We start from the raw sequence: 25,919 nt of genomic DNA, 5'->3' as shown, positions 1-25,919 counted from the left end.
ACCCCACCAAAGTCGCGAAAGATCGCTGAGCGCATGGCGAAAAGGCAATACGCCTGTCGTCAGCGAAGTTATCAAAAAGGTCCTGGCCTGGCGTCGATGCATTTGGCGAGAACAGCGGATTTCACGCGCGGGTCGTGTTCGAAGCGGCGGAACAGGCGTTGTGGACACGTCGGTTGACGTTGCGTTCGAGGGTCGATGTCTGGCTGCTTCTTGGAGGTAAGCTTGAGCCGAGGCGACGTAAGCGAAGCGGAGCGGCGCGTTCGCACTCGCTTTCGAGCAAGGCATCGAACCGTGGCCAGACCAGTTCACCCAAGGAAAGTATGACACCAGACCTTTAGAGGCCCACAAGGTCTCGGATGTCGAGTTCACCCCGCATCAGACCTTGCGAGCCGTTTGTCACGAGCACTTCGTGCACCGCCCGGCAATCGACGTATTCGTTTGCAGGAACGCCATTGCGGCGCAACAGCTCGACCGCTTCCGGGCGCGACCATTCTTCCTTGCGCCCGATACGCGGGACCGTTCGCATCAAGGCCGCGTCATCCTGTTCGATAATTGGTTCGCGGGCGATTACCTGCCGAAACCACTCGGTGGGCGCCGGCTCGAACAGACATCCGAAGCGCCGCCCTCCTGAGGGAGTATCGGACAGCGAACCTGTAACGTAGCGCGTCACGAGCAGTGTCGGCGGATCGAACCGCCGGATCGCAAGGCAATCGAAATCGTCACCGCTCGGCCAGCATCGCAGACCGTCCAGAAGGGGGCCGCCCTGGAAGGGGACCTCACGCAGCAAACTGCCGTCCGCCAGCCTTTCGAAGCCATCGGTTTCCTCGGAGCCGCATGAACTGACCGCGAGCAGCGCAATCAAGGCAAACCACTTAAGCTGTAGTCGCATTCCGCCAATCACTCCTCAAATGGTCAGGCTCACCATCCTGCATCGATCTTTTCAGACAGACGCGATCATTGAAAACGAAAAGACCGATTTGCCGCGCGCCACCGTTCGAGTATCATATATGCGGCTCCCGTTCGCTCGGGAAGAAAAACAGATCGGCGCCGACAACCCTTCAAGCCGATCGATCCCGTGCTGGAGTCTCAAGCGTGCAGCCATTGCCCGAGCGACGCCGCTTCGCCTTCAGCGGCGCAACGCTGCTCAGCCTTGTCAGCCTGGCGCGCGTGGCGCTGCAATTTGCCGCTATTCCGCTGCTGGCGCGTCTGCTCGGCCCCTATCCCTACGGTCTGATGGCCGTGGCGATGCCCGTGATCCTGGTCGCCATGCAGGTAAGCGATTTCGGCCTGAGTTCCCTGCTGATCAGACAGCGCAACCGAGCCGACGAAGATACCGGTTTCTGGATCGGAGCGGTGATTTCCCTCTTTGTCAGCGTCGCGCTGATCGCCATCGCCTGGTTCGTCGGCGAGCGCATTCATCCCGAGGCCGGTCCCGTTATCCTCGGAATGGTGGCGATGCCATGGCTGACTCTGGCCATGGCGGTGCCGTTGGCGCGGCTGACGCGGGAAAACCGGCTCGGCACCATCGCACTTGGCGACATGGTGGGTGCGGTGCTCGGCCTTGGCGTGGCGATCTACGGCGCGCTTGCGAATTGGGGCGTATGGTGTTTGGTCGCACAACAGCTGGTGCTGCTCTTGGCCCGCGCCCTCACCTATCTCATCGCCACGCGCTACAGTCCGCGCTTCGCTTTCGACCGTCTGCGCTTTCGTGATCTGTTCGCAGGCGGCGCCAGTCTGACCGGATCGAATCTGTTCGCAACGGCCTCGCGCACGTTCGACAATCTTCTGGTGGGGAGTCTGATCGGGCCACGGCCCGCCGGGGCCTACACCATGATCTATCAGTTCGTGCGCCTGCCGGACACCGTGATCGGTGGGCCGATCTTCCTGTCGCTGACTGGCCGGTTCGCGCGTTTCGCAGATGCTTGCGACGAGCGTGAACCCGCGGAAAGCGCGGGTGTGCTTTTCGCCACGAAGCTGCGCAGCCTCGCCTTCGTGATCGTACCGGCCATGGTGGGCCTCGCCCTCTTGGCCGAACCGGTGGTCGCCTTGTTGCTCGGGCCGCAATGGGTAGGCGCGGACAAGATACTGACCGCCCTATGCGGCGCCGGTCTGTTCCTGGCGCTCGGCACGGTGAATCTGGCGGTCACAACCGGAATCGGCGCCTATCGCCTGCGCGCCGTGCAGAGCGCGGTGCAGTTCGTGGCGGTTCTTGCCGCGGTTGCGATCGGCGCGATGTGGGATGTGGTGATGGTCGGCTGGGCGGTGTCCGCAGCCTATGCGCTGCAATTTGCCTGGGCGGCGATGGCGGTTTCGCGGCGGCTTCGCGCATCGGGCCTGGCGCCGCTGACAGCGTTGGCCATGCCCACGCTAGGTGCCGCGGCTTTGATCGGGAGTGTGCTGGCAGCGCGAGCATCCATCGATCTCGGGATGGGACCGGTTGCCGACATCGCGCTCTACGGTACGATTGGAGCCGCTGCCTATGTGGTGACGATCGTCCTCGCGAGGCGCCGCGCGATCATGGAAGACTTGGCCGAGATCATGGCGCTTCTCAAATAGCCGCAGTGCGTCGGGAGCCAGCTACCGATTTTCGATGGCCGCTCGGAGGCTGCGCCATCGTCAATATCGGTCAGATGATCGGCGTGATCTTGTTGCAGCTGCGCCCGGCCCTGAGTTGAACCACGGGGCCAGATGTGGATCCGGCCCGACCCGGCGACAATTTGTAATCTATTCCCTCAGGAGTGTCGCGCTGCGAGACGGGGCGGATGTTGGCAAGGTCTGGGTCAGGTGCGGTACCTCGTCTTGAGCGACGAACATATGAAGCTGCTGGACGAAGTCAGAACTCCAATGCCAAGCTTCAGTGCAATGCTGACCTCCCCGATACCCGCAAGATGGTTCATGGCGGGCATTCGGTGAGCGGGTGGGACGAGCAGAGAAAACGGTGAAATGCCTACCTAACCAAATGACCGCTTTATCAGTTCGGCCTGAAGGCTGAACGTTCTGCAACCGGCCCAACAAAGGACCTTACAATGGGACCAGCCCCTGCATAGACCCTCGTTTTGCTAATCGCCCAGTTGCAGTATTATTTCGATCCCGAGATGCTCGTTGCATCCAGTATCACGCGAACGGTCTCCTCTGGCTGATCCCACATCGGGAAGTGTCCGCTACGCTCGAACCAGTGCATCGTCGCTTCAGGGAAGGCTTTGGTCGCGCGATCCGCCTGCTGCGGTAGACACAACCGATCCTTACGTCCCCAGCCGATGACAACGGGCGCAGCCGTTATCGCAGGGCCCTCCTGCATTGCGCCGTTGGCGAGATCCTTCACAAGCGAATTGACGGTGCGCGTATCAGCCAATGACTTCAGTTCACGCGCAACGAATGCCGGATCGAGCGCCCACGGCCTTGCAGAGAGCTGGGCCATGAGTGCGGTCCGACCTGCGACATTTCCGGTGATGGCAGAAAGCGCCGGTCGCAGCGCGCGAACCAGAGCAATTGATGGCGATATGGTGGCTTTGAAGAAGGTGCGCTCCCACCCCTGCCAGAAGCCTCCCGGATCCAGTGCGACAACCGCGCCCGATTGGCCTCGCCGCGCCATCTCGAGCACCAGGCGAGCACCTAGCGAACTGCCAACCATATCGATACCTGTGAGATTCTCCGCGCCGAGCCAGTCGTCCAGACTGCGCGCCAGTCCGTCGAACGTGCCGCTGTCGGCCTCTTCGGGTGTCTGCCCATGGCCGGGCAGGTCTACGGCAATTACCTCCCTGACTTGAGAAAGCGCAGGCGAGATCGTGTCCCACGAGCTGCAGGTCGCCCCTAGTCCATGGACTAGGAGGAGGGGTTTTCCGCGCCCTGTGCGCGTGTAGTGCATGGTCATGTAATGGTAACGTCTCGCACCGACTTATGGGCCCGTGGATGTCTATCTTGCCGAAGGTGAAACCAAGAGCGGACGGTCAACTTTCGGCCCGAAAATTTTCACTTTCTTTTCGACTTGGCGATCGACAACAAGTTACGCGGGTGCGATCTGGTCAAGATAAAGACCGGTGACATAGTAGCAGGCGCCGACTTCCGCACTCGCGCAATCGTCATCCAGCACAAGACCAATCGCCCCGTCCAATTTGAACTCACCGCCGACGTGAAGGCAACGGTGCTAGCTTGGCTCGAACGCCGGGATGGCTCGACGAGCGACTATCTTTTCCCAAGCCGAGTGGGTCACGCAGGCCATATGAGCACGCGCCAGTATGCCCGCCTGATTGATGAATGGATCACGGCAATCGGGCTGCGCAAAGCGCAATACGCAACACACTCGCTACGCCAGGCGAAGGCGGCGATGATCTATCGTGCCATAGGCAAGCTCCGGGCGATCAGGCTCCTCCTCGGGCATACCAAGATGAGGCGGTCCGCGTCATCAAGGGGCCTGCGTCGATCACCTATGGTCAGGTGGAGCCGGGCGGGCTCGTCGACATTGTCACGAAGAAGCCGCTCGACAAGCAGCGCATTTATGCCGAGGCACGGCTGGGCTCGTATGACAGCAGCCTCTTCCTGCTCGACTGGTCGCAACCGCTGGGCGACAAGGCCGCGATCCCTATCAACGCCGCGACCGAGGATTCCGATTCCTTCCGCAGCCTGTTCGACATCAGCCGGGATACGATCTCGCTGACTGGTCTATATGATTTCACCGACCGGACTCGGCTGAACCTGTCCCACGAATATCGCGACGAGTTCCGCCCCTTCGACCGCGGAACGATTACCGTGGCCACGCCGGACGGTCGTGAAATCGTCAACCGCCTTCTCGACATTCCGATCTCACGGCATTTTGGTGAGGCCTACGAGCAGTTTGACACCAAGGTGCAGTTTGCGACCGCCGACTTCAGCCATGACTTCGACGACCGGTGGAGTGTCCGTGTCGCAGGCGCGTGGGAACATTCAGACTCCGACGACCGGCAGTCGCGTCCGGCAGCCGTTCTGATCTTCGACCAGAATGCCCCTATAAAAAATGGCTTCTTTACCGCTCCTGCCACGCCGAAACCCATGTTCGACGACCCGAACGACAAGGTTTTTCTGGTCCGGCGAACCGATGGAAGCCGGGACCAGAAGCGAACGTCCTGGTATGCCAATGCGCAGATCAACGGCGAATTTATGACCGGGGCGCTGCGGCATCGCATTGCTCTAGGCGGTGACTGGCGGACATTTCGAACCAGCCGCTATTTCGGCGCGACGGCGCTGACCAATGGCATCCCCGTCGCCAATGGCGGGGGAGGACCGCTGTTAGATATTCAAAATCCGATTTACGGTACGCTACCCGAAGAAGTTCCGATTGCGGGCCTTTCGCCGATTATCGACAAGACCGTCGATTACGGATTTTTCCTCAACGACTATATCGACATCACCAGCCGCCTATCCTTGCTTCTGGGCGGGCGCGTCGATTTCTCCGATGTCGACCGCGACGGCCCGGCCAAGACAGTAAGCGAATTTTCACCACAGGTCGTGCTGACCTACGATCTGGCGGAGAATATATCGGCCTTTGTCAGCTACGCCGAGGCATTTCAGCCCAACACCGCCTTCACGATCGATTCGAGCGGCGCGCCCTCTACCAGCGAGCTGTTCGATCCCGAAGATTCCCGGCAGTATGAAACAGGGCTCAAGGCTGAGCTTCTCGACCGCAATCTCAATGTCCAGGGCTCGGTTTACAAGATCGAGAAGACGAATGTACTTTTGATCGTCAATGGCGTGCCCGTGCTGACCGACGGACAGGAATCCAAGGGTTTCGAGATCAGCGCCAACGGTCAGCCGTTGCCGGGTCTCAATATTGTCGCGGGCTATGCCTATACCGACGCGGAAATACTAACCGGCGCGAATGCGGGCAATCGCCCGACCAATGTGGCGAAGCACACGGTCAATGTCTGGATGAGTTACGAGCAGAAAACCGGCACGTTGCGCGGCCTGGGCGCGGGTGCGGGCGCTTTTTATACGTCGGACCGCTATGGCGACGACGCCAACAGCTGGACGCTGGGCGACTATATGCTGGTCGACGGCTCGGTCTGGTATAATTTGCCAATCGACCTATTCCAGAAAACCAACAATGTTCGCCTGCAGCTATCGGTCAAAAATATCCTCGATGAAGAATATTATCCGGCGAGCGGCGGCGATCTTCGCGTCAGCATCGGCGCGCCGCGTTCTGTCTCCGGTTCCGTAGCGGTGACCTTCTGAGCAGCATATGGCGACGTCAGCCAGACCCGTCACCCGCAAATCCTCGGGGCGCCGCCGTTGGTTCGAATGGCATAGCTGGGTAGGCGTCGTCACCGGGCTGCTGCTCTTCATCATCTGCTGGAGCGGCACGTTCGCGACAATCTCGCGCGAGCTCGACTGGCTGACAACGCCCGCAATGCGCGTGAGCTCAAGTGAAACGACGTCGCCGACCGTCGTCGATATCTATGACGCGGTGGCAAAGGCGATGCCGGATGCTTCGATCGCCCATGTGCAGCTATCGGACCAACCGGGCTTCGCATCGTTCGCTTATGCAAAGATGCCTGACGACCAGTTGCGGCAGATCTATGTCGATCCGGCTTCGTTGCGCGTGACGGGCAGCACATCGGCGGTGAACGTCCAGCGATTCTTTCGTGACCTGCACATGGATTTCTTCGGCCTTTTCGGCTTGGGCAAGTTCGCCGTGTGCATCATCGCAATTCCGCTGCTGATTTCGGCGGTGACGCCGCTGGTTTTCTACAAGCGATGATGGCGCCGCTTTCTCGATCTGCGCACCGACAAGGGCGGCAAAGCGTTCTGGAGCAGCCTGCATAAGGTGACAGGACTGTGGGGCATCTGGTTTGCCCTCATCATGGGTATCACCGGCGCCTGGTATCTTTTCGAGGAAACACGATTGGAGGTGATCGACGGAACATTTGCCTGGGTCGATTCTTACCCGCTTGTGGTGCATTCCTTGCCGCAACTGCACCCCACGAAAAGCGAAATCTTGCCGTTCGGCGAACTGGTAGCTGCAGCGCAACGCCATGCCCCCGACCTTAAAATCACCGGGGCGATGACCGACCGCAACGGCTATTTCTATGTCGAGGGCCAGACCGATGCGGTGCTGGTGCGCGATCGTGCGAACAAGATGTATCTCGATCCGATGAGCGGCCGTTTGGTATTCTACCAGACCGCCGATGCTCTCAGCGCCTATTGGCTCTGGTCCGACATGGCCGATTCCATCCATTTCGGCACAGGGGGCGGCCTGACCACGAAATTTATCTGGTTCCTATTCGGGCTGGCGCTTTCGGGGTTGTCGCTGACGGGCGGATGGCTGCACGTGAAACGAATGCAAAATAGGAGTTCGGGCAGTCGATGGTCAGGTGCCACACCTGCCGCCGCCACAGGCATCACGCTTACGCTATTGTGCCTTGCGCAGGCAATAATTCAGACCTTTCAGGCCAGTCCGCCCGGGACAGGCTATTGGCCCGATGTAACGCCTGGCACTGCGCTAATAGCCCTTTTCTGGTTCGCATCGACATTCGCGGTCGGTTTTGCCTGGCTCTTTAGCTTGCGCCCCCGGGCGCCCGCGTCACCGAAAACTGTATAGCGCTTGCGCCGATAGCCCTAGCTTGAGCAGATCCTGCCCAGACGCCTCCCAGGAGCGCAGGACCAATACTAGAAAGCTTGGTCACACAATTAAACTACAAGTTCGAGACGAGACCTCAACGGCAGCTTTCCAAACCTTGCCGATCAATATCCGAGGTTCTGCTAATGATGCTGTGGACGGCTCTCCACTTACCTGCGGTAGTATCGCGGGATTGAGCTGGAAGGAGAGTCGAGATGGGCGAAGTCGTTACGATCGGTCTGGATATCGCGAAGTCGGTGTTCAAGGTGCATGGAGTTGGAGCAGCTGGCGAGGTGCTGATCCGCCGCCGGCTGACTCGAGCGAGGATGCTGCCATTCTTCGCGAAGCTCCGGCGGTGTCTCGTCGGCATCGAGGCGTGCAACAACTCGCACTACTGGGCGCGAGAGCTGACCGCACTGGGTCACAATGTGAAGCTGATGCCGGCGCAATACGTGAAGCCCTACGTTAAGCGCGGGAAGAACGACGCTGCTGATGCCGAGGCGATCTGCGAGGCGGTGACCCGGCCGACGATGCGCTTCGTCGCGGTGAAGAGTCCGGAGCAGCAGAGCCTGATGATGCTTCACCGTGTGCGGTTGATGCTGAACCGGCAGCGCACGCAGATCTCGAACGCGATCCGTGCACACATCTCGGAGTTTGGAGTGGTGGCACCGGTCGGTCGACTTGGGGTCGAACGGCTGCTCGAGGTGGTTGGCGATGCAGGCGACGATCGCGTGCCAGAGGATGGACGCCTGTGCCTGCAGATGCTGGCGGCTCAGCTCGAAGTCGTGAAGCAGCAGATCCTCGAGAACGACCGACGCGTACTGGCCAGTGCACGGCGGACCGAGCTTGGTCGCCGACTGATGGAGATCCCCGGCGTGGGGCCGCTTCTCGCAAGCGCGTTTGTCGCATCGGTCGCCGATCCCACAGTGTTCAAGACCGGTCGCGATCTCGCTGCCTGGATCGGGCTCGTGCCGAAGCAGAACTCGTCGGGCGGTAAGGAACGGCTCGGCAGCATCACACGCGCCGGCAACCGATATTTGCGGCAGATGCTCGTGGTCGGAGCGATGGCAGTGATCCGCTATGCCGAGCGGCATGGCACGAAGCGACCCTGGCTTGTTCAGTTACTCGCGCGGCGCCCTGCCAAGGTCGCAGCAGTAGCGCTCGCGAACAAGAACGCGCGGATGGTCTGGGCGCTGATGACCAGCGGTGAGCGCTACCGAGAGCCGATGCCGATTGCAGCGTAGAGCTTCGCGCGGGCAACTGCGCAAACGATGTTGGAAAGGGCAAAGAGGAGTTGATGCACCAAGCCGGTTGAAACCGCCGGATCGGGAAAACCCATTTTAGGCCGTGGCGCTTCGAGCGCGTGCTATAGGTCGGGACCCGGTTCGCGCGAAAGGCATCATGGTCAGCGGCGCATGACAAAGCCGCATCGAAAGGCCGGACACATGGCCGCCTCGACCAGCGCAATGCAGAACTTCGAAAATCCCTTGCCAACGGAGGGCCGTCCACACACGGCCCATTTTTCGCCACGCGGTTCGGCCTGATGTCAGCTTGCTCATGCCAATGCTGAATGTTCTTACAGACCGAAAGCGATTTCGACCGCCAACCTGCCTTCCACATCTTGTTCGGAATCGGTTCGACATAGTGATTGAATGCCGGTGCTGGCATGTCGCAACATCGAATTCCAGGATGGGATCATCGAAGCTGTACGCGCTAGGCGCTATCATTCAGGGCCGAAGAAAGTAGCATCCCTCGATTAGAGTTCGCAAGCTAACGCCCCAAGTGCCGCCGTTCGCTTCGCAAGCTTGCTGTCGCACCGCCGTTTCTTCACGCTGTCGACCACCTTCAGCCCTGCCAGTTGGTGAGTTTGCATATGCGATGCGAGCAGCTTTTCGTTGCTCCTCCTAGAGACCCTAGCGGCGTTAGCATTAGCACGATCTATGCGGGTTTGTTCGCGGGCCTGTGCCAAAGAAAGTTCTGTGTTGGCATAAGCGATGCTGATTGGACTCGATGTCTCAAATGCATGAGCCTCGTCGAAGTTCGGAAGGTACTGCCACTGGGCGTTCCAGCCATCGGACTCGTTTGGATCCAGAACCACGGTATAAGTGACGGGAAACCTCAAGAAGTCCACCTCAACTGCGGCGGAACATTCTGGCCCATCCTCAATTCGATTGAGCGCTTTTATTTCACCCACAATGACACTATATCTTGTTTGCTCCGGCAAAGGCTGATTGCCAACTGGAGCTTCCCCTCGGTTTCTGCGGCTCGGTAAGTCGCTCGCGTTTCGGCAGATCTCCGAGCGGTTTCAGCCCGCGTTCGTTCCATCGACGCCTCAAGGCCTGAAAGGGGCCTGCTCCCCGCCGGCTCCCGATTGAAGGCGGTCCGCGAAATATTGTCCATCAAGCCAGCTTGGTTGACCATTTGGGGAAGCAACCTCTCCAAGTGGGGGCGTGGCAAGGCGCAAGCTGAAGCGGGCGCTATCCGCATACTGTTGTTGATGCGGTCTAGAACTTGCTGACGCTCTCTATTCTGATTCGCCTTCTGCCTTATTTCCCTCTTCGAGCGCTTCAATGCCGCCTCTTAGCAGATCGCCAAGGAAACCTTATCCAAAGCCCTGCTTGAATGGCGGAGATTGACTCTCGATCACATGACCGCAAAAGACGGATTTCCGTCATGTTCGCGGAGATTGGCGGAAATCCTACTCTGCGGCACGGTCTATCGTATCGAACTTTTAATCAGTAGGTCGCTGGCTCGAACCCAGCAGCGCTGACCATAATTTCAATGATTTATCTCGAAATCATTGCGGAAAGTCGATTTTTAGCAACCACCAAGCCACCACCAGCTGCGACCATAGTTGATGGTCAGCTAGGGTGAGAAAGTCGTCTCGACAGCCGCTTGCTTTGCAAAATACCAATTCTCACGCTGGATCTGGATTGGCAGCTTTTTGATATACGACATCGGGGCTGACGCTCTGATACGAAAGGCCGATCAACAGTTCAGAATGAATGTCGTGGCGATGACCATAAAGCAGCTGACGGTAAAATCGCGAAACTTCATATTTGCAAGAGTATTTTTCGATGGCCGGCGGACGAAGCATTGCCAACCACATTTGCGCCGAGATCCGCCATGAGGTTAAGGTTAGGCCGGGAGCAAAACCCACGCCCACGAGTGACCTTGTTCCCCAACATTGGCGGCGGTGTCGGTTGGGAAACGAACGTTCGGAGTTCCGCGATTTCGTTATCGTCACGCGAACTATGCTCGAGACGTCTAACGAATGCCCGTAATCCTCAATTCCCAACCCGGCTCTTCCGAACGCCTTAACGGGGGCGCCGAGGGAATTGGCTGGGAACCTCATCCTAAGCAATAACTGGGCCGCAACCGGAATATCAGGTCTTGGCCGACGGTCGGAGCTGAGCTGCCATTCGAACTTCGCCGGGCTGTCCAATTCCAAACCGCCTTGATCGTCTGAAATAGCCGAATAAAAGCTCGTTCAAGGTCTACTCCCTCGAGAATGGACATCAACGTTGTGATTGCTCTTATGTCGGCGCGGGTAACCATTTTGGTTTTTCGACACGCCATTCGTGCAGTGCCGAAAGGCTGCCAAGGCTTTCATGATCGAGAACTTGCAACTGACTTCGTTGGTACTTGATCAGGTCGTTGGCGCGAAAGGTTTGGATCAACCGATTGATATAGGCCGGCGTGACCCCAACCGCCTCTGCAATCTGCTTTTGGGTCAGAGGAATGGTGCGATCGAACCCGGCGATCTCGTTAAGATGGTTCACCCTTTCGTTGATTCGATAAAGAAACCCTGCAAACCTACTTGTTGCTGTGGCGGTGTGCAGTAGATTCCATTCGTGCTTCAAGGCACGCTCTTCCTGTGCGATCAACATCGTCACTGCCGCGAGCCGGTGAAACCGTTCGAACATTTCGCGCAAGACGGAGCACGACAGTTGCTTGAGCTGAACCGCCGTCAGCGCATAAATGGCATCGCTGGGTGCATCGAGCACGAGGTTGGCCATGCCGACCATGTCGCCCGGCAGATGCACTGAATGAATGCGCTCCGCCCCGTCCGCGCTGATCGCGGCGTTGACGGCCCAACCGTCGAGCAAGAGGTAGAGATCATCCCGATCGTGCGACCGCGGGAAGATGTCACCGGCGCTTAGTGTGAGTTCGGGACCGGGAAGCGATTGAAGAAATGCAATCTCCTCTGCACTGGGGTCAATATAGCGCAGGACCCGTGCAAGCGCCAACACCATCCTCTTTTCGCTCACGCCTACTCCCCTCTCCAGACATAGCTCCATTGCATATGCGCAGATATTATTTTCGCGGCTATCAACTGGTATAATTAAGGGAACGCAAAAGCTGGCGTATGTATCCGCCAACAGCAGAATCCACACTATGGATCACGGGTCGCCGCTCAAGAAAAGTGGCGAAGCGATCAAGACTAAGTTTGGTTCCCAAGCTGATATCAGGTTCGTTTCGCTAATTGGTGGAGGAGCCTGTGATACTCGATAAAGGAAAGGCCTCTGTTGAGGTCAAACGCTTCTCTCATTTGCAACTTCAAGCGGCAGCCATACCAGTGGACGCTGCACCATTCCTGGCGAGTTCGGCGATCTCACCTTGCATTAATGTCTCCGAGCACGTCGGCTATTGTGGCTTGACTGACATTATCGATCACCTCGCGCAGGAATGCGAGACCGATGCGATGTCCGTGGCCTGGCACCCGGCGCAGGGTTGCCCCCAATCGCTCTATTCGACCGTCAGCGATTCGGCCGGTGCCTCCACAAGTTGTACCGCGAATTTTGCCGAAATGCGGGCCGCCGATTTTCCGCAGGAGCCGCAGCGCACAGACGACGAAGCGGTCGTTTCAACTACCATTCCACTCGATGGAGGCGTGGTTCGCATCGCTGGAGTTCTGCGTTCGGTGACCAGGAAAGCCCGCGCTCGCTATGGCAGTTGTCTCGCGACGATGCTCCCCATAGTGAAGCCGTTCTTCGTGCAATGGCTTGCCACGCAAAGAGCGCTGAGCCGGGCCCAGAGTCTGCAGCAGATAGTGCAGATAAGCGATGTGGCGATTTTGATGCTCGGCGCGGATGCGGAAATCATCTATGCCAATCCTGCGGCCGAGCAGATCCTCGATTCCCGTGACGGCTTGCGCCGCAGCGGCCAGCGGATTGCATGCGAAACCTTCGCTGATACCCTGCGGCTTCACGCAGCGATTGAGCAGTTCCGCGAGCGCGGTTCGGGCAAAAGCGAGAAAGCGGTCGATCCGGTGTTGGCCGTGGCACGCGGGGGCCGCCGCCCGCTTACCTTCGCCTTGGCAAGGGCGTGCTCCGGGTATGGGCATATGTACGACGGCGTGGAAGTAATCGCCTTTGCGTTCGACCCTGAAGAAAACCTCACCAGAATCGTCGAGCCGGCCTGCCGCCTCTACCATCTTTCGCATAGCGAAACCCGGCTGACGTGCGCTTTGGTGGAGGGGGCCGCTTTGGCCGACGCCGCCCGGCAGCTGGGATTGCAGGAACAGACCGCGCGCTCCTACCTAAAGAACATCTTCGCCAAAACAGAAACCAACCGCCAGACAGAGTTGGTCCAACTGATGCTAAAAAGCGCCGTGCGCGTCGCCAGTGGCGGGCGAACAAAGGTCGTCACCTGAACTAACGCACTTCACCCCCAAATGGGGGCAGCACTTTGCCCAGGTATGAGGGTAGTCGCTATCAACACTATGGTTACTATCAGATGAAGGACCGCAGACTGCGGTGCGGCACCCGGCACGGAGCGTGACAGGTGTTCATCTTCATCGAAAGGCTTGCCGATTATGAAACTCAATCTTTTCCATTCATCCGCACTTGCTGCGGCCCTGCTGGTGGCGCCCGCCGCCGCGCAGGCGCAGGACGGTTCAAGCGCCGGTGAAACGGCTGCCAACAATGGCTCCAACTCCGCCACCTACAACAGCAACCAAGGTAACAGCTCGGCTGACTACGACGTGTCGGTTTCCGATTCCGGCAACGACATGTCTGATTATTCGGACAATTCCGATAAGTCGATCGTTGTGGCCGACAGCGGCAACCACACTTCGGATAACTCCATGAATTTAGCCGACAGCGGAAACGACAGCTCGGACCACTCGACGAACGTGGCTGATAGCGGCAACCACAGTTCGCGCAGCTGGGAAGATTCGAACAACGACAACTCGGCCGATATCGCCGACTCGGGTAACGACAGTTCGGACCATTCGATCAACGTCGCCGATAGCGGCAACGACAATTCGATGACCGACCATTCCGTCAATGTCGCGGACTCGGGCAACGACATGTCCGATAACTCGACCAACGTCGATGTTGCGCACTCTGGGAACAGCTGGGAAGATTCGAATAACTCAGTGTCGGACTCTGGTAACGACAGTTCAGACCGCTCATCCAATATTGAGATAGCTGATAGTGGCAACGACAGCTCGATGACCGATAGTGGCAATGACAACTCGACCAATGTCGATGTTGCGGATTCGGGCAACGACAAGTCGATGCACGACAGCGGAAACGATAAGTCGATCGATGTTGCGGTCAACGACTCTGGCAACGACAACTCTACCCACGACAGCAACGATGACAAATCGGTCCACAGCGCTGCCAAGGGTGGCCGCTTCGCCGCCAACAACGGCAGCTCCGTAACCGACCACTCCGACAACTCCGACAACTCCGACAATTCGGACAACTCCGACAATTCGGATCATTCGGATAACTCGATGACCACGATGAACTTGGCGATTTCCAACAGCGGGAACGACCACTCCGTCAAGGACAGCACCGTGTTCGGCAATGGCGCAATCGTTGCTCACGCCGCGCTCGCCAGCAATGTCAGCGGCATCACGGTAAGCTACGATCAGGCGCGCCACAGCGGTGGTGCTCAGCCCGACAACAGCCTGACCAACGAGGGCAGTGCGTTCCAGAACTTCGCTGGGATGCAGGCGCTGAACCAGAACACCGGGATCGGCGCTTCGCAGAACGCGAATGTCAGCGTTGCGGTTGCGACCCGCGACGTGTCCTTCTGATCCTTCGACCCGACCGGGCCGGCCCACCTATGTGGTGGGTCGGCTTGGCACTTGGAGGTACGATATGAAACGACACACCATTTTCCATCCGACAGCCTTGGCCGTTCTAGCGTTGGCCGGCCTGGCGCTACCTGCTCAGGCCGATGAGGGCCAGCAGCGTCGGCCTGCCGCATCGCCTGCACTCGATGAAATAGGGGACCCTGCCCAGAGCGTGTTCAGCACTCAGGCTATATCCGAAACAGCGCTGCAGAACGTGGCCGGCCGCGAGGATATGCATCAGATTTCGCAGGCCGAACTGGCTGCCGGGGTGCGCAACAACAGCGTCGGCGACTACGCCGTGACCGGCAATGCGCAAATCGACGGCAATGCCTTCCAGAACATGTCGGGTCTCTCGATCCTGAACGTCAACACCGGCAACAACGTCGCCATCAACGCGGCAATGAACGTCAACGTCGCAATCACCGCCGGACCGTGATCGTCCGCTGCGTTCCTGCTTTCCTCGCTGCTCTGTTGGCGGGATGTGCCGCCGAACTCGGCAGCGGCCATCGGTTCGTTGCGGCGGAGGTACCGGTGGGAGAATTTAGGCTTCCGGTCAGATCCATGCAGGACGTGCGCTTCAACGGCGTCATCCGGCAGAAGTTCGATTTCAGCTGCGGCTCGGCCGCACTCGCGACGTTGCTGCGCCATCACTACGGCTTCAATGTGCGCGAGGAGGTGGCCTTCCGCGGCATGTGGGCAAGCGGCGATCGCGAACAGATTCGGCGCGTCGGCTTTTCGCTGCTCGACATGAAGCGCTGGCTGGCCACACGCGGGCTTAGCGCGGATGGCTACGAAGTAACGCTGGAGCAGGTTGCTGAGACCGCCATTCCAGGCATCGCGCTGATTAACGTGGGCGACTATCGGCATTTTGTGGTGGTGAAGGGCGTGAGCGAGCACGAGGTGCTGCTCGGCGATCCTTCGTCAGGACTGACGGTGATGCCCCGCGATCAGTTTCTAGAAAGCTGGAACGGCATCTATTTCGCGCTGGCCTCCGAACAGGAGCAAGCACGGCGAAGCTTCGATGCGGATCGGCAATGGGCTGCCTTTGCGCGCGCGCCGGTGGGCGGGACCTTGTCGGACCCGGTCAGCCAACAAGCGCTAATGCTAACCGCACCCTTCTTCGGAGACATGTGATGTTCGTCCAGGCCCTGATGATCTTGCATGTGGCAGCGGCGCAGATGCCGTATGACGCCGACGTGGTGCCCGAACCGGTGCTCGCCGAACAACGCGGCGGTGTGCGCCTTCCCAACGGCATCGACGTGGCGCTGAGCATCGACACGACCACCGCGATCGACGGCAGGATCGTGCTCCAGACCGTGACCCGGATTGACGAAGGCGCACCGCAGACCGCCATCTTCGTACCGAGCGACGGGGCGAACGTCAGCCTGCCCGACGGCAATAACGGCGGGGGAAGGGAGACGGCATCTAGGCCGACCGTTACCTATGACCGCCAGAACGGCCTTCAGCTGAGCTGGGGCGGGCGCTTGCCCGTCACCGTATCGAGCGGCGTTTCCGGGCCCCAGCAGGTGGCCGAGGGGCTGGAGCAGATCGAAACCTCCGTGCCGGTCGCCACTGCCAGTGGCGTTGTTTCTCGTGAGCCCGCCGGAGTGAGCCTGCAGGCTGCCGACATTCGCATCCTTCACCTTTCCAGCAACGCAGTCGGCTCGGCAATTGCGAACTCGGGGAATGACCGCGCAATCGATACGCTCACAACATTATCAATCGACCTCAGCAATGCCGGGCCCGAAGTGCTCGGTTCGGCAATGCTGCGGGTCGAGCGCATGGCGACCGATGCCCTAAGCACGCGGTTCTGATTAGGAGAGACGATTAATGCGCAAGATTTTTCTGCCTGCCCTGCTTGCCGGAACTTTGTCCGCCCAGCCAGCCTTGGCGCAGGATGCAGCCTCGCTCGAGCGCGCGATGGAAATGATTGAGCGGCAGCAGGAACAGTTGGACCGGCAGGCAGCGGAAATCGCCGAGCTGCGGCGCCTGCTTGAAGGCGATTCGGCCACCGCAAGCGTCACTGCGCCGGCGATCGTGGCGGCGCAAGGCAGTGCATCCAGCACGCCAGGCGATCCGGCAGGGGTGCAGCAGGCCCCGATCCCGCTCGAGCGAGTGGGGCAGGCGCCCGAGGATATCGACCGCCCGATCGAACTGGCCGTGCTCGACAATCAGGGCAGCGTCGTTACCCGCCGAGGCCAGCTTACAGGTGAAGTGCAGTTCGACTATGCGCGCGCCGATCGCAATCGCGCGGTGTTTCGCGGGGTGGAGCTTGTCGAAGCCGTACTGGTCGGGGTGTTCGACATTAACGAGAACCGGCAAGACGTTCTCACGGCCGCTGCTTCCCTGCGATACGGGCTGACTGACCGATTGGAGATCGGCGCGCGCTTGCCCTTCGTCCAACGCAGCGACACCTCCATCGTCGCGCCCATTTCGGGCAGCGCCAACAACGATGCGGCGGCCACCATCGATAGCTCGGTCAAGGGATCGGGCATCGGCGATCTGGAACTGACCGCGCGCTATCAGCTCATCGACGGGGGGGGGAACGGCTCACCCTTCGTGATCGCGAACCTTCAGGGCGTGTTCCCCACCGGTACAGACCCGTTCGCTGTTCCGCGCGACCAACTTGGCCGTGCGCAGGAAGCGGCGACCGGCGCGGGATTTTACGGAGTGACGCCCAGCCTCACCGCGATCCTGCCCAGCGATCCCGTTGTGCTGTTCGGCACGGCAGGATATACATTCAACCTGGGCAAGGATGTAGATACGATCATTCCGCCAGTGCGCATTGAGTATGTCGATCCCGGCGATGCAATCTCGCTGTCGGCCGGCATGGGCATCTCGTTCAACCAGCGCACCACGCTCAACCTCGGTTACGCACATAGCTGGGCGTTCGGCACGCAGACGATGACCTCGCTGCTCGAACCCACTGCCGAATGGTCGAACATGCGCCAGACGACTTCGCGCGACCTGCAAATAGGACGGCTGCTGTTCGGCGTGACATATCGCGCAACGGACCGCATCAGCTTCAATTGGTCGGTCGAAGTGGGAGCAACGGACGATGCCACCGACCTGCGCACGACCTTGCGCATCCCTATGGTGCTGCTCAACGGGTTTTGACTGCGGCAGTCGCCCGAAGACGGATCGGCGACGTTCACGATCATGATTCTTTCGCGTTCTGTTTACAGAACTTGGCAAGGGGAGCACGACACGCATAGGATGTAGATTGGCGCTGCCGAAAGCGAGCGCGATGACCACGACCAGGAAGGCCAGAGCGCGGAAGATCCGCTTGTCGGCCAGTGTCCAAGCCATGCATATGCCCCAGGCGACGGGGATCAGCGGCCGTGTCTGAGGTTCCCCGCCCGTCAAGACAGTATAGAATATCCCGATCCCCACCGCGGCGGTGAGGTCGATGGGCACGGCACCGGGCGATCAATATCGCGCGGTCAGGATTACGCCATACTCGCGCGGCGCCACGGCCGGGGTGACGAATATCTGGTTGGGGCGGTCGCCCGGACCGATCCACGAGGTAGCGAACGCCTCGGTCAGGTTGCGGCCGTAGACCGTGAGATCGAAATTGTCCCCTCGGTAGCCCGCGCTCGCGTTGAGGAGCGTGAAGCCGTCGTTTTCGAACTGAGGGTGGTTCTCGAAATCCGAGAATGAGCCGTCCTGGTAAGTCACGTTCGCCTGGACGAATATCCTGTCGGTCACGAACTGGCGCCCACCGACGGCCGCCGACCAGTCGGGCGAATAGCGGAAATCGTTGCCCGCAAGATCGACACCCGTCACGCCGCCGGTGACGCACGTGTCCAGAAACGCGGCATCGATACCCGTGCGGCAGAATTCCTCGAATTCGGTCTTCGCGTAACCCAGGCTTGCGAACAGGTCCGTGCGCCGGGTCGGGCTGAAATTCGCCTCCAGTTCGAAGCCCCAGATGTTCGACTTGCCGGCATTCTGCGTGTCGATATCGAACTGGTTGCCGTTGATCGGCACATCCACCTGCTGGTCGCTCCAGATGCCGTAATAGGCATTGGCATTGATCACCAGAGTACCGTCGAGCCACTGGGTACGGGCCGCAATCTCGAAATTGTCGAGATATTCCGGATCGAACGTGTCGAGCTCACCCGTGGTGCCGATACGGGCACCGCCGGCGCGATAACCACGCTTGTAGAATGCCGACAGCTTCAGGTCGTCGCTCGCTTCGTAAGTAAGGCCTAGTTCCGGCAGGAAAGCTTCGAAGTCGGTCTCGTAGGATTCTGACGAGGGCACGAGGCTCGCTTGCAGAATGGCGTTGACCTGCGCCACTCCGGCCTCAACCACTGGCCCCAGGCCCGGTTGCAGCAAATCGGCCAGCGCACCGGCCTCAACGGGATCGGGCAGGGGCGTGCTGGGATCGAGTACGTTGTTCTGCGAAAGGTCTGAAGACACCTTTTCCTTGTCGTACCGGAAGCCCGCCGACAGCGTCAGCCGATCCGTGATGTCGAATTCGGCCTGCGTGAAGAAAGCATAGTTGGTCGTGTTGCTGGACGCGACGTTGTTGACATCGACCAGCAGAAATTCGGGATAGAATGGCAGCAGGGCAGCGGGCACGCCGAGTTCGCTCGTGGGGAGAACCGTGGTTGGCGCGAAGATGCCGTCGCTTGATATATCGAGATAGAAGACCCCGGCAGTCGCACGCAGTCGATCGCTATCATACGTCACGCGCAATTCCTGCGAGAAGTTCCGCGCGTCCTCTACCTGGAACCCTTCGCCGAGCGAGACCGCCGTCCCGTCGAAGTCGGTCGAACTCGAATAATCGGCATCCATGAAGGCGGAGATCGATTTGATGCTCAATGCATCCGAGACCTGATATTCGAGATCGAGCGAGCCGATCAGAAGTTCGTTATCGATCCTGTTCGGAATATTGTTCGAGGTCTGATAGAGATCGAGCGGTTCGCCGATGGTGAGGACGTAGTTTTTCGTGCCTTCCGTCCTATCCTGATATTGCAGGGACGCGAGTGCCCTGAAGCTGTCGCTCGGCTCGATCAGAAAACGCCCGCGCACGGTCGTGTTTTTCGATAGTCCGGCGTCCTCAGCACACGTCGTGCGGTTGACGAGGAAGCCTTCCGATTCGGATCGCTCCGCAGTCAGCCGGAAAGCAGCGATGTCGCTGAGTGGAACATTGACCATGCCCTCGATGGCGAAAGTCTCGAAGTTTCCGTATTCTGCACGTGCCGCCATGTCGAAGCCAGTGGTATCGGGCTCGAACGTGCGCACAACCATTGCCCCGGCAAGAGCGTTGCGCCCGACATTTGTCGACTGCGGGCCGCGGAAAATCTCGATCTGCGAAACGTCCCAGAGATTTCTGGGCGAAGCGCTGGCGAAGATGCCCGTCAGCGGAACATTGTCGTAATAGACGACGCCGAGGTCGCCCGCCCCGCCAGCGGCGTAGAAATTGCGGGTAATCCCGCGGATGGAGAAATCGGAACCGCCGAACGAGCTGCCGACATTGGCTGATTGCAGGAAGACATCGTCGATCTCGAGCAGTGTCCTCTCGTCGATCGTCTCTGCGGTCGTTATCGCTACGCTCTCTTCCGTATCCTGCAGCGTCCGCTCGATCTTTTGCCCGGTAACGAGAATCGTGTTGGTCGACACCGCGACCCGAGCGTCTTCTCCCGAAACCGGTTGTTCGGTCTGTTCGCTTGCCGTTTCCGTCTGCGCAAGCGCCGTTCCGCCGCAGACACTCAAAGCGATCGCGCTGACTGACATGTGTGCGATCACGCGCGCGCCGGATACATATTTCATTTGCCAAACCCCTTCATTTTGGCGCCGAGTATCGCGAGTCATTAGCAATAGCAAGAATAGTGTGCGTTTGGCGGAGCGGCCGATTTGCCTTCGTGAGCGAATTTGATTTTTCGCCCTTCATCCGACGATAAGCTTCACGGCGAGGGCCACGAAGATCAGCGCAGCGGCAATGTTCAGATTGACCTCGCGCGAAGGTGATCGGCGGAGCCACGTTCCGACCGGAGCGGCCGCAACCGCTACGATTGCGAAAGAAACTAGGGCGCAGGCCATGAAAACGCCGCCCAGGATGAGCATCTGAGCGACCACTTCACCGCGTTCCGGGTGGGTAAACTGCGGCAGGAAAGCGAGAAAGAAAATCGCCACCTTCGGATTGGTGACGTTCATCAGCACCGCCCGTCGATAGATGCCGCCGAGCGCGACCGGTGAATTGTCTTCGCGCGTGTGCGCGGCATGACGGCCGGTGAATGCCTTCCAGGCCAGATATACGAGGTAAGCGGCACCAATATATCGTAAAGCGACGAAGGCGGCGGGCGACGACTGGATTAGCGCGGCAACGCCGAGCGTGACCGCCGCGATGTGAAAGACCAGCCCGCTACACAGCCCGACTGCTCCGATGAGGCCTGCCCGCCGCCCGCGCAACATGCCTTCCGAGAGCACGAAGAGCAGATCGGGACCGGGTGTGAAGGCAAGCAGGGTAGCGGCGCCGGCGAATGTCGCCAGTTCGATGGGAGTAAATAGCAAAGGTGGCTCCATAGATTAGACGGAGAAGTTATGCCGCATCAAGCGCGCAATTGGCGCGCATATTGCCTATCATACGCGGTGTCGAAGGCGTATTATCCGCACCATAATCGCTATCAGTGCGACATTCTTACGGAGCAGCTAATGGACGTATACGACAAGCGTATTCTGAACTCGGTTCAAGAGCGCGCTGATCTGACGCATGCGGAACTTGCCGAGCGCGTTCATCTGTCACCCAGCCAATGCGCTCGCCGTCTCCAGCGGCTGCGCGAAGAAGGTTATATCGAGCGCACAGTCGCCATCCTCAACCGGGAGCGGCTTGGGCTGGATGTTCTCGCGCATGTGCTGATCAGCTTGCAAGCGCATGAGGGAGCGCGAAACGATGCTTTTCGATGTTTTGTCGACGAAGCGCCCGAAGTGCTGGAATGCTACATGCAGAGCGGTGATGCTGACCTGCTGATGAAAGTCGCCGTACCCGGCCTTGACGCGCTCGCCGGCTTTATCGACCGGCTGATTGCCGTCAGCGGGGGCCTCGCGACACTACGCTCCTATATCGTCCTGCGGCCGATCAAGACCGGGAACCGTTACTCGATCGGCTAAACGACATCTCTCTGTTGACTGCCGCATGATGATCCAAGCCATCACGTCGGCTTCCAAAACGTGCCTGTCGGGCCATCAAAGGCATATTGGGGTCATCAGACTAATCGCCGTTTTCGATCATTGTCCTACCGGAAGCCGACATTCTCCAAACGGGCAAGTGTCCTTGCTAATCCCCGTCGCGGTACCGGTTTCCAACGCCTGATCGTGACGCCATCCTTTGATATTTTCACCGCGGACACCTGCAGCCGCAGGTAGGCGCTTCGTAACGCACTGGCTTTATCGTGCAGCTTGGGCGATGCTTGCTACGAGAATTTTTCCAGCACGGCGTTCCAGAACGGCGGAAGTGATCTTTCTGGACCCTCGCACGAGTTGGTTTTCCAACACATCGATGCGCGACGCGATTGCCGCAACAGCTTCGCGATTGTCACTCAGCCGCTGTGCGAACGCGGAATCTCTGGGTTTCGTGATACCCTTTTCGATCAGGCCAGGCTGACGGCCGATGGCGCTGCGCCTCCTCGTGCGCTCCGCATTGGCCTGGGTCAGTTCGTGCTCCAAGCGCTGTCGCTTTTCGGCCGACACATCCAGAACTTTTTTCATCAGCTGTTCCAGGCACCCAGGGCTTGGTATCCTTTTCTCACAGCGCGCAATACGGCTTCATCGAGCTTCTCACGTCTGACATTCGCGCACGTGCTGCGCTGGCCAATAGACGCCTCCTCGCGAGGTCGCGATCCTCTCCAGCATCTGCACCGACAAGCAGAAAGGCACGGAGCTGGGGCCGGCGGCAAAGCGGCGGGGTTCGCGGGCGATCCGCGCTTGCAATTTGCCATGTACACCGCATAGGCAAAGGCTTGCGCCGAGGGCCGATGCGCGCTGCACTACGCCAAGAGCTTGCGGACAATCGCTAAGGCTGGGCCATACACAGAGGCCCCCGATGGCAGGAGCGGCTAAATTGATGGAATGCATATCAGTTAGATTTGATGCCTGCCCCGCGCGCGCCTGAGGCTGATCAGGCGCGCCAGTCGCATCGGTTCCTGGGGCTCTATGCTCTGGCGGTGGCCGGAGGATCTGCGGCCTACACTCCGTTCTTGACCCTGCTGCTGCCGGGTCGTGCGAGCGCGCAATTCGGCGTGGATGCGATCGAGGTGCTGGCCTATGTCGCTTTTACCGGCGCGGTGGTGGCCAGCCTCTCCAATATCGGCTTCGGCTGGGCAAGCGACCGCACCCGGACGAGGCGCAGCTGGATCGCGGGCGGATTGGCGGGATCCTGTGCCCTGCTGCTGGCATTGGGCAGCGCGACCAGCGTGCCGGTGTTGCTGGTGTTGATCGCATTGTGGCAGATCGCGCTCAACATGATGCTGGCGCCGCTCATCGCCTGGGCTGGCGATGTCGTGCCCGACGGGCAGAAGGGTCTGCTCGGCGGGTTGCTCTCGTTCGCGCCGGCGATCGGGGCGCTCATCGGCGCGCTGGTGACGATCCCCGGCCTGGCCGAACACGGGACGCGACTCGCCCTGAACGCCGGACTGGTCGCGGCGATGGTGCTGCCCGTGCTGGTCGTGGGGCGTCCAACCCCGATGCCCCACCTCCTTTCCCCGCGCGATCGGGCCGAACCGCGTGAAGAGGCGGACCAGGAGCGAACAGGCAATTCGGGCGTACGGCGAATGTGGTTTGCCCGCCTTTTGGTCCAGGTCGCCGAGTCCAGCCTGTTTGCATTCCTCCTGCTTTGGCTGCGACGGCTAGATCCCGCGATGACCGACAACAAGGCCGCGATGACTTTCACTGCCGTCCTGTTTGTATCGGTACCGGTTACGATGTTGGCGGGCCGGTGGTCCGATGCGGTGGGCAGGCCGATGTTGCCCCTCGCCGTTGCCGCTGGCGGTGCCGCGACCGGTTTGGTGCTGCTCTCGAGCGCGAGCGATGCGACGAGCGCCATAGCGTGTTACGTGCTGTTCGGGATCATGGCAGGGGTGTTTCTGGCGCTGCATTCCAGCCAGACGCTCAGGGTATTGCCTCGCCCCGCGACCCGTGGACGTGACCTCGGGATTTTCAACCTGACCAACACCATTCCCTCGCTGGTAATGCCAGGTCTGGCGCTGTCGCTTGTCCCGCTGTTCGGTTTTCGTGTGCTCTTTATCGTCCTTGCGGGGCTGGTGGTAATCGCCGCGCTCTTGCTGGCCACCCTCGTACGGCGCTAGGCTGATCGCGGCGAAGGAAGGCAAGGTAAGCAATGACGACGATCAGGGACGTTGCGAAGGCGGCGGGTGTTTCGGTCGCAACCGCCTCGCGCGCGCTGAACGGGATGACGAACGTAACCCGGCCCACGCGCGAACGGATCGAGGCGGCGGCACGGCAGCTCGACTACGTCCCGCACAGCGGCGCGCGCAGCCTGACCCGCCGCCGTACCGATACGATTGGTGTCATCCTGCCCGACCTGTTTGGCGAGTTCTTCTCCGAGATGATCCGCGGCATCGATCTGGTGGTGCACGGGGCGGGCAAAACCCTGCTGCTGGGCAATATGCACGGCAGCATGGAGGAGACCGGGCAGGCAATCCGGGCGATGCGCGGGCGGGTTGACGGACTGCTGGTCATGCCGCCCGATTCCACGGCGGAGACCATTCCCGACACCTTGGCGCGCGATATTCCGACCGTGCTGCTCAACGCCCGCTCGGCTGACGCGACGATCCCCTTCGTGACAGTGGACAATTACCTTGGCGCGCGGCTCGTTACCGAACACCTGATTGATCGCGGCGCGCGGCGGATCGTCCATCTCGCCGGACCGGAGAGCAATCGCGATGCCGGCGAACGCGACCGAGGGTTCCGCGACGTGCTGCGCGAACGCTTGCAGCAGAGCGATCCTCTCGTCCTGCGCGGCGATTTCCGCGAGGACGCCGGCCGCAGGGCGGCCCGACAGTTGTTGGCCGAAGGGCACGACTATGACGCAGTCTTCGCGGGCAACGATATGATGGCGGTCGACCTGATGACGGAACTGCGCGAGGCGGGCATCGAGGTGGGGCGCGATCTGCTGCTGGCCGGGTTCGACGATATTCCCCTCGCCCGATACGTATTCCCGCAACTCACCACGGTCCATTCGGATATCGTGCGCGTGGGGTCGACGGCAGCTCGCCTGCTCCTGCGCGCGATGGCGGGAGAGCAACTGCAGCCTGCGGACAGCTTGGTCATCGCACCGACGCTAGCTATTCGCGGATCGACACGCGCGCTGGCCTGAAGGGTTCAAGAAGCAGTTCCTTTGCCGGGCGCAATAGTGCATGACCCTCAATGAAACCGATTACATGGAGAGGGCGGCCGTCATGAAGTTGTTCGATATCTGCGTTTTGCCTCGTTTGTTTGCGCTTGCGCTGCTGGCCCTGGCAGCCTTGGGGCAACCGGCTTTCGCAGCCGAACCGGAAGCGGGACAACATCCGCAGCCGGCCATCGATGCCGACAGCTATCGCTATCAGATGTTCGTGCCGCGCGGCGTCTCCAGCGCCGAGTCCGAGCGCAAGTGGCCCCTGATGATCTTTCTGCACGGGTCGGGGGAGCGCGGCGACGACATCAATGCCATCAAGCGGCACGGGCCGCCCAAGCAGGCCGACCGCGATCCCGACTTCCCCTTCCTCCTCATCTCGCCGCTGCTGCCCGCGGAAGAGGACTGGGATATCGCCAAACTCGAACGTATCCTCGATCACGCTTTCGCGACGTTGCCGATCGATCCGCATCGGGTTTACCTGACAGGTCTCAGCCGCGGCGGCCATGCGACCTGGCGGTGGGGAGCAGCGGACCCGGATCGCTTCGCGGCGTTGGCGCCGGTGGCCGGGCGCGGCGACCCGGCGACCGGCTGCGCGCTGACCGACATTCCGGTCTGGGCGTTTCACGGCGATCGCGACGACGTGGTCGAACCTGAAGGCAGCTTCGCGATGGCGCGCGCGATCCGCGCCTGCGGCGGGCATATCTCGCGGCTCACCATCTATCCCGACCTGGGGCATAATGCATGGGATCCTGCCTACGAGGACCCCGAACTCTATCTGTGGTTGCTGAAGCAGCACCGCATGACCGAGGGGCAATGAGCGCAGTGTTGGGCAAGTCGAGATCGCGCGTCCGACTGTGCGCATGGGCGGCTGTGATGGC

At 60.1% G+C, this 25,919-nt stretch carries 21 protein-coding genes and 2 pseudogenes; 15 read left to right on the top strand and 8 right to left on the bottom strand.

What is annotated here, in order from left to right:
* Positions 1 to 334: 334 nt before the first annotated feature.
* A complete protein-coding gene (locus tag E0473_RS15120; protein ID WP_137681750.1) occupies positions 335 to 862 on the bottom strand; it encodes a hypothetical protein in 528 nt (175 codons plus the stop codon).
* A 230-nt stretch (positions 863 to 1,092) separates the two neighbouring features.
* Between E0473_RS15120 and E0473_RS15115 the strand changes: the two genes are divergently transcribed.
* A complete protein-coding gene (locus E0473_RS15115; protein ID WP_161981635.1) occupies positions 1,093 to 2,556 on the top strand; it encodes an oligosaccharide flippase family protein in 1,464 nt (487 codons plus the stop codon).
* A 523-nt stretch (positions 2,557 to 3,079) separates the two neighbouring features.
* Here E0473_RS15115 and E0473_RS15110 read toward each other — a convergent pair.
* Complete coding sequence (locus E0473_RS15110) at positions 3,080 to 3,871, bottom strand: alpha/beta fold hydrolase (RefSeq protein ID WP_137681748.1); 792 nt, start codon at positions 3,869 to 3,871, stop codon at positions 3,080 to 3,082.
* A 60-nt stretch (positions 3,872 to 3,931) separates the two neighbouring features.
* On the opposite strand from E0473_RS15110, the pseudogene E0473_RS15105 reads away from it, so the two are divergent.
* From E0473_RS15105 to E0473_RS15085, 4 genes and pseudogenes are all read left to right on the top strand, one after another.
* Positions 3,932 to 4,414: pseudogene (locus E0473_RS15105) on the top strand (tyrosine-type recombinase/integrase); the annotation flags it as partial.
* A gap of 20 nt (positions 4,415 to 4,434) precedes the next feature.
* On the top strand, positions 4,435 to 6,204 hold the full coding sequence (locus E0473_RS15665) for a TonB-dependent siderophore receptor (RefSeq protein ID WP_241657550.1): 1,770 nt from the start codon (positions 4,435 to 4,437) through the stop codon (positions 6,202 to 6,204).
* Between the two features lie 7 nt (positions 6,205 to 6,211).
* Positions 6,212 to 7,570 (top strand): annotated as a pseudogene (locus E0473_RS15660) (PepSY-associated TM helix domain-containing protein).
* A gap of 233 nt (positions 7,571 to 7,803) precedes the next feature.
* Positions 7,804 to 8,832, top strand: a complete 1,029-nt coding sequence (locus E0473_RS15085; RefSeq protein WP_137681744.1) for an IS110 family RNA-guided transposase — start codon at positions 7,804 to 7,806, stop codon at positions 8,830 to 8,832.
* A 512-nt stretch (positions 8,833 to 9,344) separates the two neighbouring features.
* On the opposite strand, the gene E0473_RS15080 is transcribed toward E0473_RS15085, so the two are convergent.
* The 3 genes from E0473_RS15080 to E0473_RS15070 all read right to left on the bottom strand — a co-directional run bounded on the left by E0473_RS15080 (position 9,345) and on the right by E0473_RS15070 (position 11,859).
* Positions 9,345 to 9,782, bottom strand: a complete 438-nt coding sequence (locus E0473_RS15080) for a hypothetical protein (RefSeq protein WP_137681743.1) — start codon at positions 9,780 to 9,782, stop codon at positions 9,345 to 9,347.
* Positions 9,783 to 10,505: 723 nt separating this feature from the next.
* A complete protein-coding gene (locus E0473_RS15075; protein WP_137681742.1) occupies positions 10,506 to 10,748 on the bottom strand; it encodes a hypothetical protein in 243 nt (80 codons plus the stop codon).
* A 376-nt stretch (positions 10,749 to 11,124) separates the two neighbouring features.
* Positions 11,125 to 11,859, bottom strand: coding sequence for a Crp/Fnr family transcriptional regulator (locus E0473_RS15070; RefSeq protein ID WP_161981634.1), 735 nt, complete (start codon positions 11,857 to 11,859; stop codon positions 11,125 to 11,127).
* Between the two features lie 386 nt (positions 11,860 to 12,245).
* Here E0473_RS15070 and E0473_RS15065 point away from each other — a divergent pair, with 386 nt between their 5' ends.
* From E0473_RS15065 to E0473_RS15445, 6 genes are all read left to right on the top strand, one after another.
* Positions 12,246 to 13,244 (top strand): helix-turn-helix transcriptional regulator, encoded by a 999-nt coding sequence (locus E0473_RS15065; protein ID WP_137681740.1) that lies wholly within the window; start codon positions 12,246 to 12,248, stop codon positions 13,242 to 13,244.
* A 162-nt stretch (positions 13,245 to 13,406) separates the two neighbouring features.
* Positions 13,407 to 14,639: a hypothetical protein gene (locus E0473_RS15060; protein ID WP_194146768.1), complete on the top strand. Its 1,233-nt coding sequence runs from the start codon at positions 13,407 to 13,409 to the stop codon at positions 14,637 to 14,639.
* A gap of 64 nt (positions 14,640 to 14,703) precedes the next feature.
* The gene (locus tag E0473_RS15055) at positions 14,704 to 15,114 is read left to right on the top strand and encodes a hypothetical protein (protein WP_137681739.1); all 411 of its coding nucleotides are present in this window, start codon (positions 14,704 to 14,706) and stop codon (positions 15,112 to 15,114) included.
* Positions 15,115 to 15,239: 125 nt separating this feature from the next.
* Positions 15,240 to 15,812, top strand: coding sequence for a C39 family peptidase (locus tag E0473_RS15050; protein WP_137681738.1), 573 nt, complete (start codon positions 15,240 to 15,242; stop codon positions 15,810 to 15,812).
* Positions 15,812 to 16,492, top strand: coding sequence for a hypothetical protein (locus tag E0473_RS15045; RefSeq protein WP_137681737.1), 681 nt, complete (start codon positions 15,812 to 15,814; stop codon positions 16,490 to 16,492). Before E0473_RS15050 ends, E0473_RS15045 begins: the two co-directional genes overlap by 1 nt.
* A gap of 16 nt (positions 16,493 to 16,508) precedes the next feature.
* Positions 16,509 to 17,795, top strand: coding sequence for a transporter (locus tag E0473_RS15445; protein ID WP_161981633.1), 1,287 nt, complete (start codon positions 16,509 to 16,511; stop codon positions 17,793 to 17,795).
* 312 nt (positions 17,796 to 18,107) lie between these two features.
* Here E0473_RS15445 and E0473_RS15030 read toward each other — a convergent pair whose 3' ends face one another.
* Together E0473_RS15030 and E0473_RS15025 are read right to left on the bottom strand one after the other, a co-directional pair.
* On the bottom strand, positions 18,108 to 20,459 hold the full coding sequence (locus E0473_RS15030; protein WP_161981632.1) for a TonB-dependent receptor: 2,352 nt from the start codon (positions 20,457 to 20,459) through the stop codon (positions 18,108 to 18,110).
* A gap of 117 nt (positions 20,460 to 20,576) precedes the next feature.
* Positions 20,577 to 21,200, bottom strand: coding sequence for a LysE family translocator (locus E0473_RS15025; RefSeq protein WP_206663455.1), 624 nt, complete (start codon positions 21,198 to 21,200; stop codon positions 20,577 to 20,579).
* Positions 21,201 to 21,341: 141 nt separating this feature from the next.
* On the opposite strand from E0473_RS15025, the gene E0473_RS15020 reads away from it, so the two are divergent.
* Positions 21,342 to 21,797, top strand: a complete 456-nt coding sequence (locus E0473_RS15020) for an Lrp/AsnC family transcriptional regulator (RefSeq protein ID WP_206663454.1) — start codon at positions 21,342 to 21,344, stop codon at positions 21,795 to 21,797.
* 276 nt (positions 21,798 to 22,073) lie between these two features.
* Here the strand turns inward: E0473_RS15020 and E0473_RS15015 are convergent, their stop codons facing one another.
* A complete protein-coding gene (locus tag E0473_RS15015) occupies positions 22,074 to 22,394 on the bottom strand; it encodes a hypothetical protein (RefSeq protein WP_137681731.1) in 321 nt (106 codons plus the stop codon).
* Between the two features lie 380 nt (positions 22,395 to 22,774).
* On the opposite strand from E0473_RS15015, the gene E0473_RS15010 reads away from it, so the two are divergent.
* Genes E0473_RS15010 through E0473_RS15000 form a run of 3 tightly spaced genes read left to right on the top strand, consistent with a single transcriptional unit; the run spans position 22,775 to position 25,858 of the window.
* Positions 22,775 to 23,989, top strand: coding sequence for an MFS transporter (locus E0473_RS15010; protein ID WP_137681730.1), 1,215 nt, complete (start codon positions 22,775 to 22,777; stop codon positions 23,987 to 23,989).
* Between the two features lie 32 nt (positions 23,990 to 24,021).
* The gene (locus E0473_RS15005) at positions 24,022 to 25,020 is read left to right on the top strand and encodes a LacI family DNA-binding transcriptional regulator (RefSeq protein WP_137681729.1); all 999 of its coding nucleotides are present in this window, start codon (positions 24,022 to 24,024) and stop codon (positions 25,018 to 25,020) included.
* Positions 25,021 to 25,060: 40 nt separating this feature from the next.
* Positions 25,061 to 25,858, top strand: a complete 798-nt coding sequence (locus tag E0473_RS15000) for a carboxylesterase family protein (RefSeq protein WP_137681728.1) — start codon at positions 25,061 to 25,063, stop codon at positions 25,856 to 25,858.
* Positions 25,859 to 25,919 lie beyond the last annotated feature (61 nt).

Origin of the sequence: Aurantiacibacter suaedae, assembly GCF_005434915.1 — a bacterium.
In the GTDB taxonomy this organism is placed as follows: Bacteria; Pseudomonadota; Alphaproteobacteria; order Sphingomonadales; family Sphingomonadaceae; genus Alteraurantiacibacter; species Alteraurantiacibacter suaedae.
This window is presented reverse-complemented; position numbering and strand designations above follow the sequence as displayed.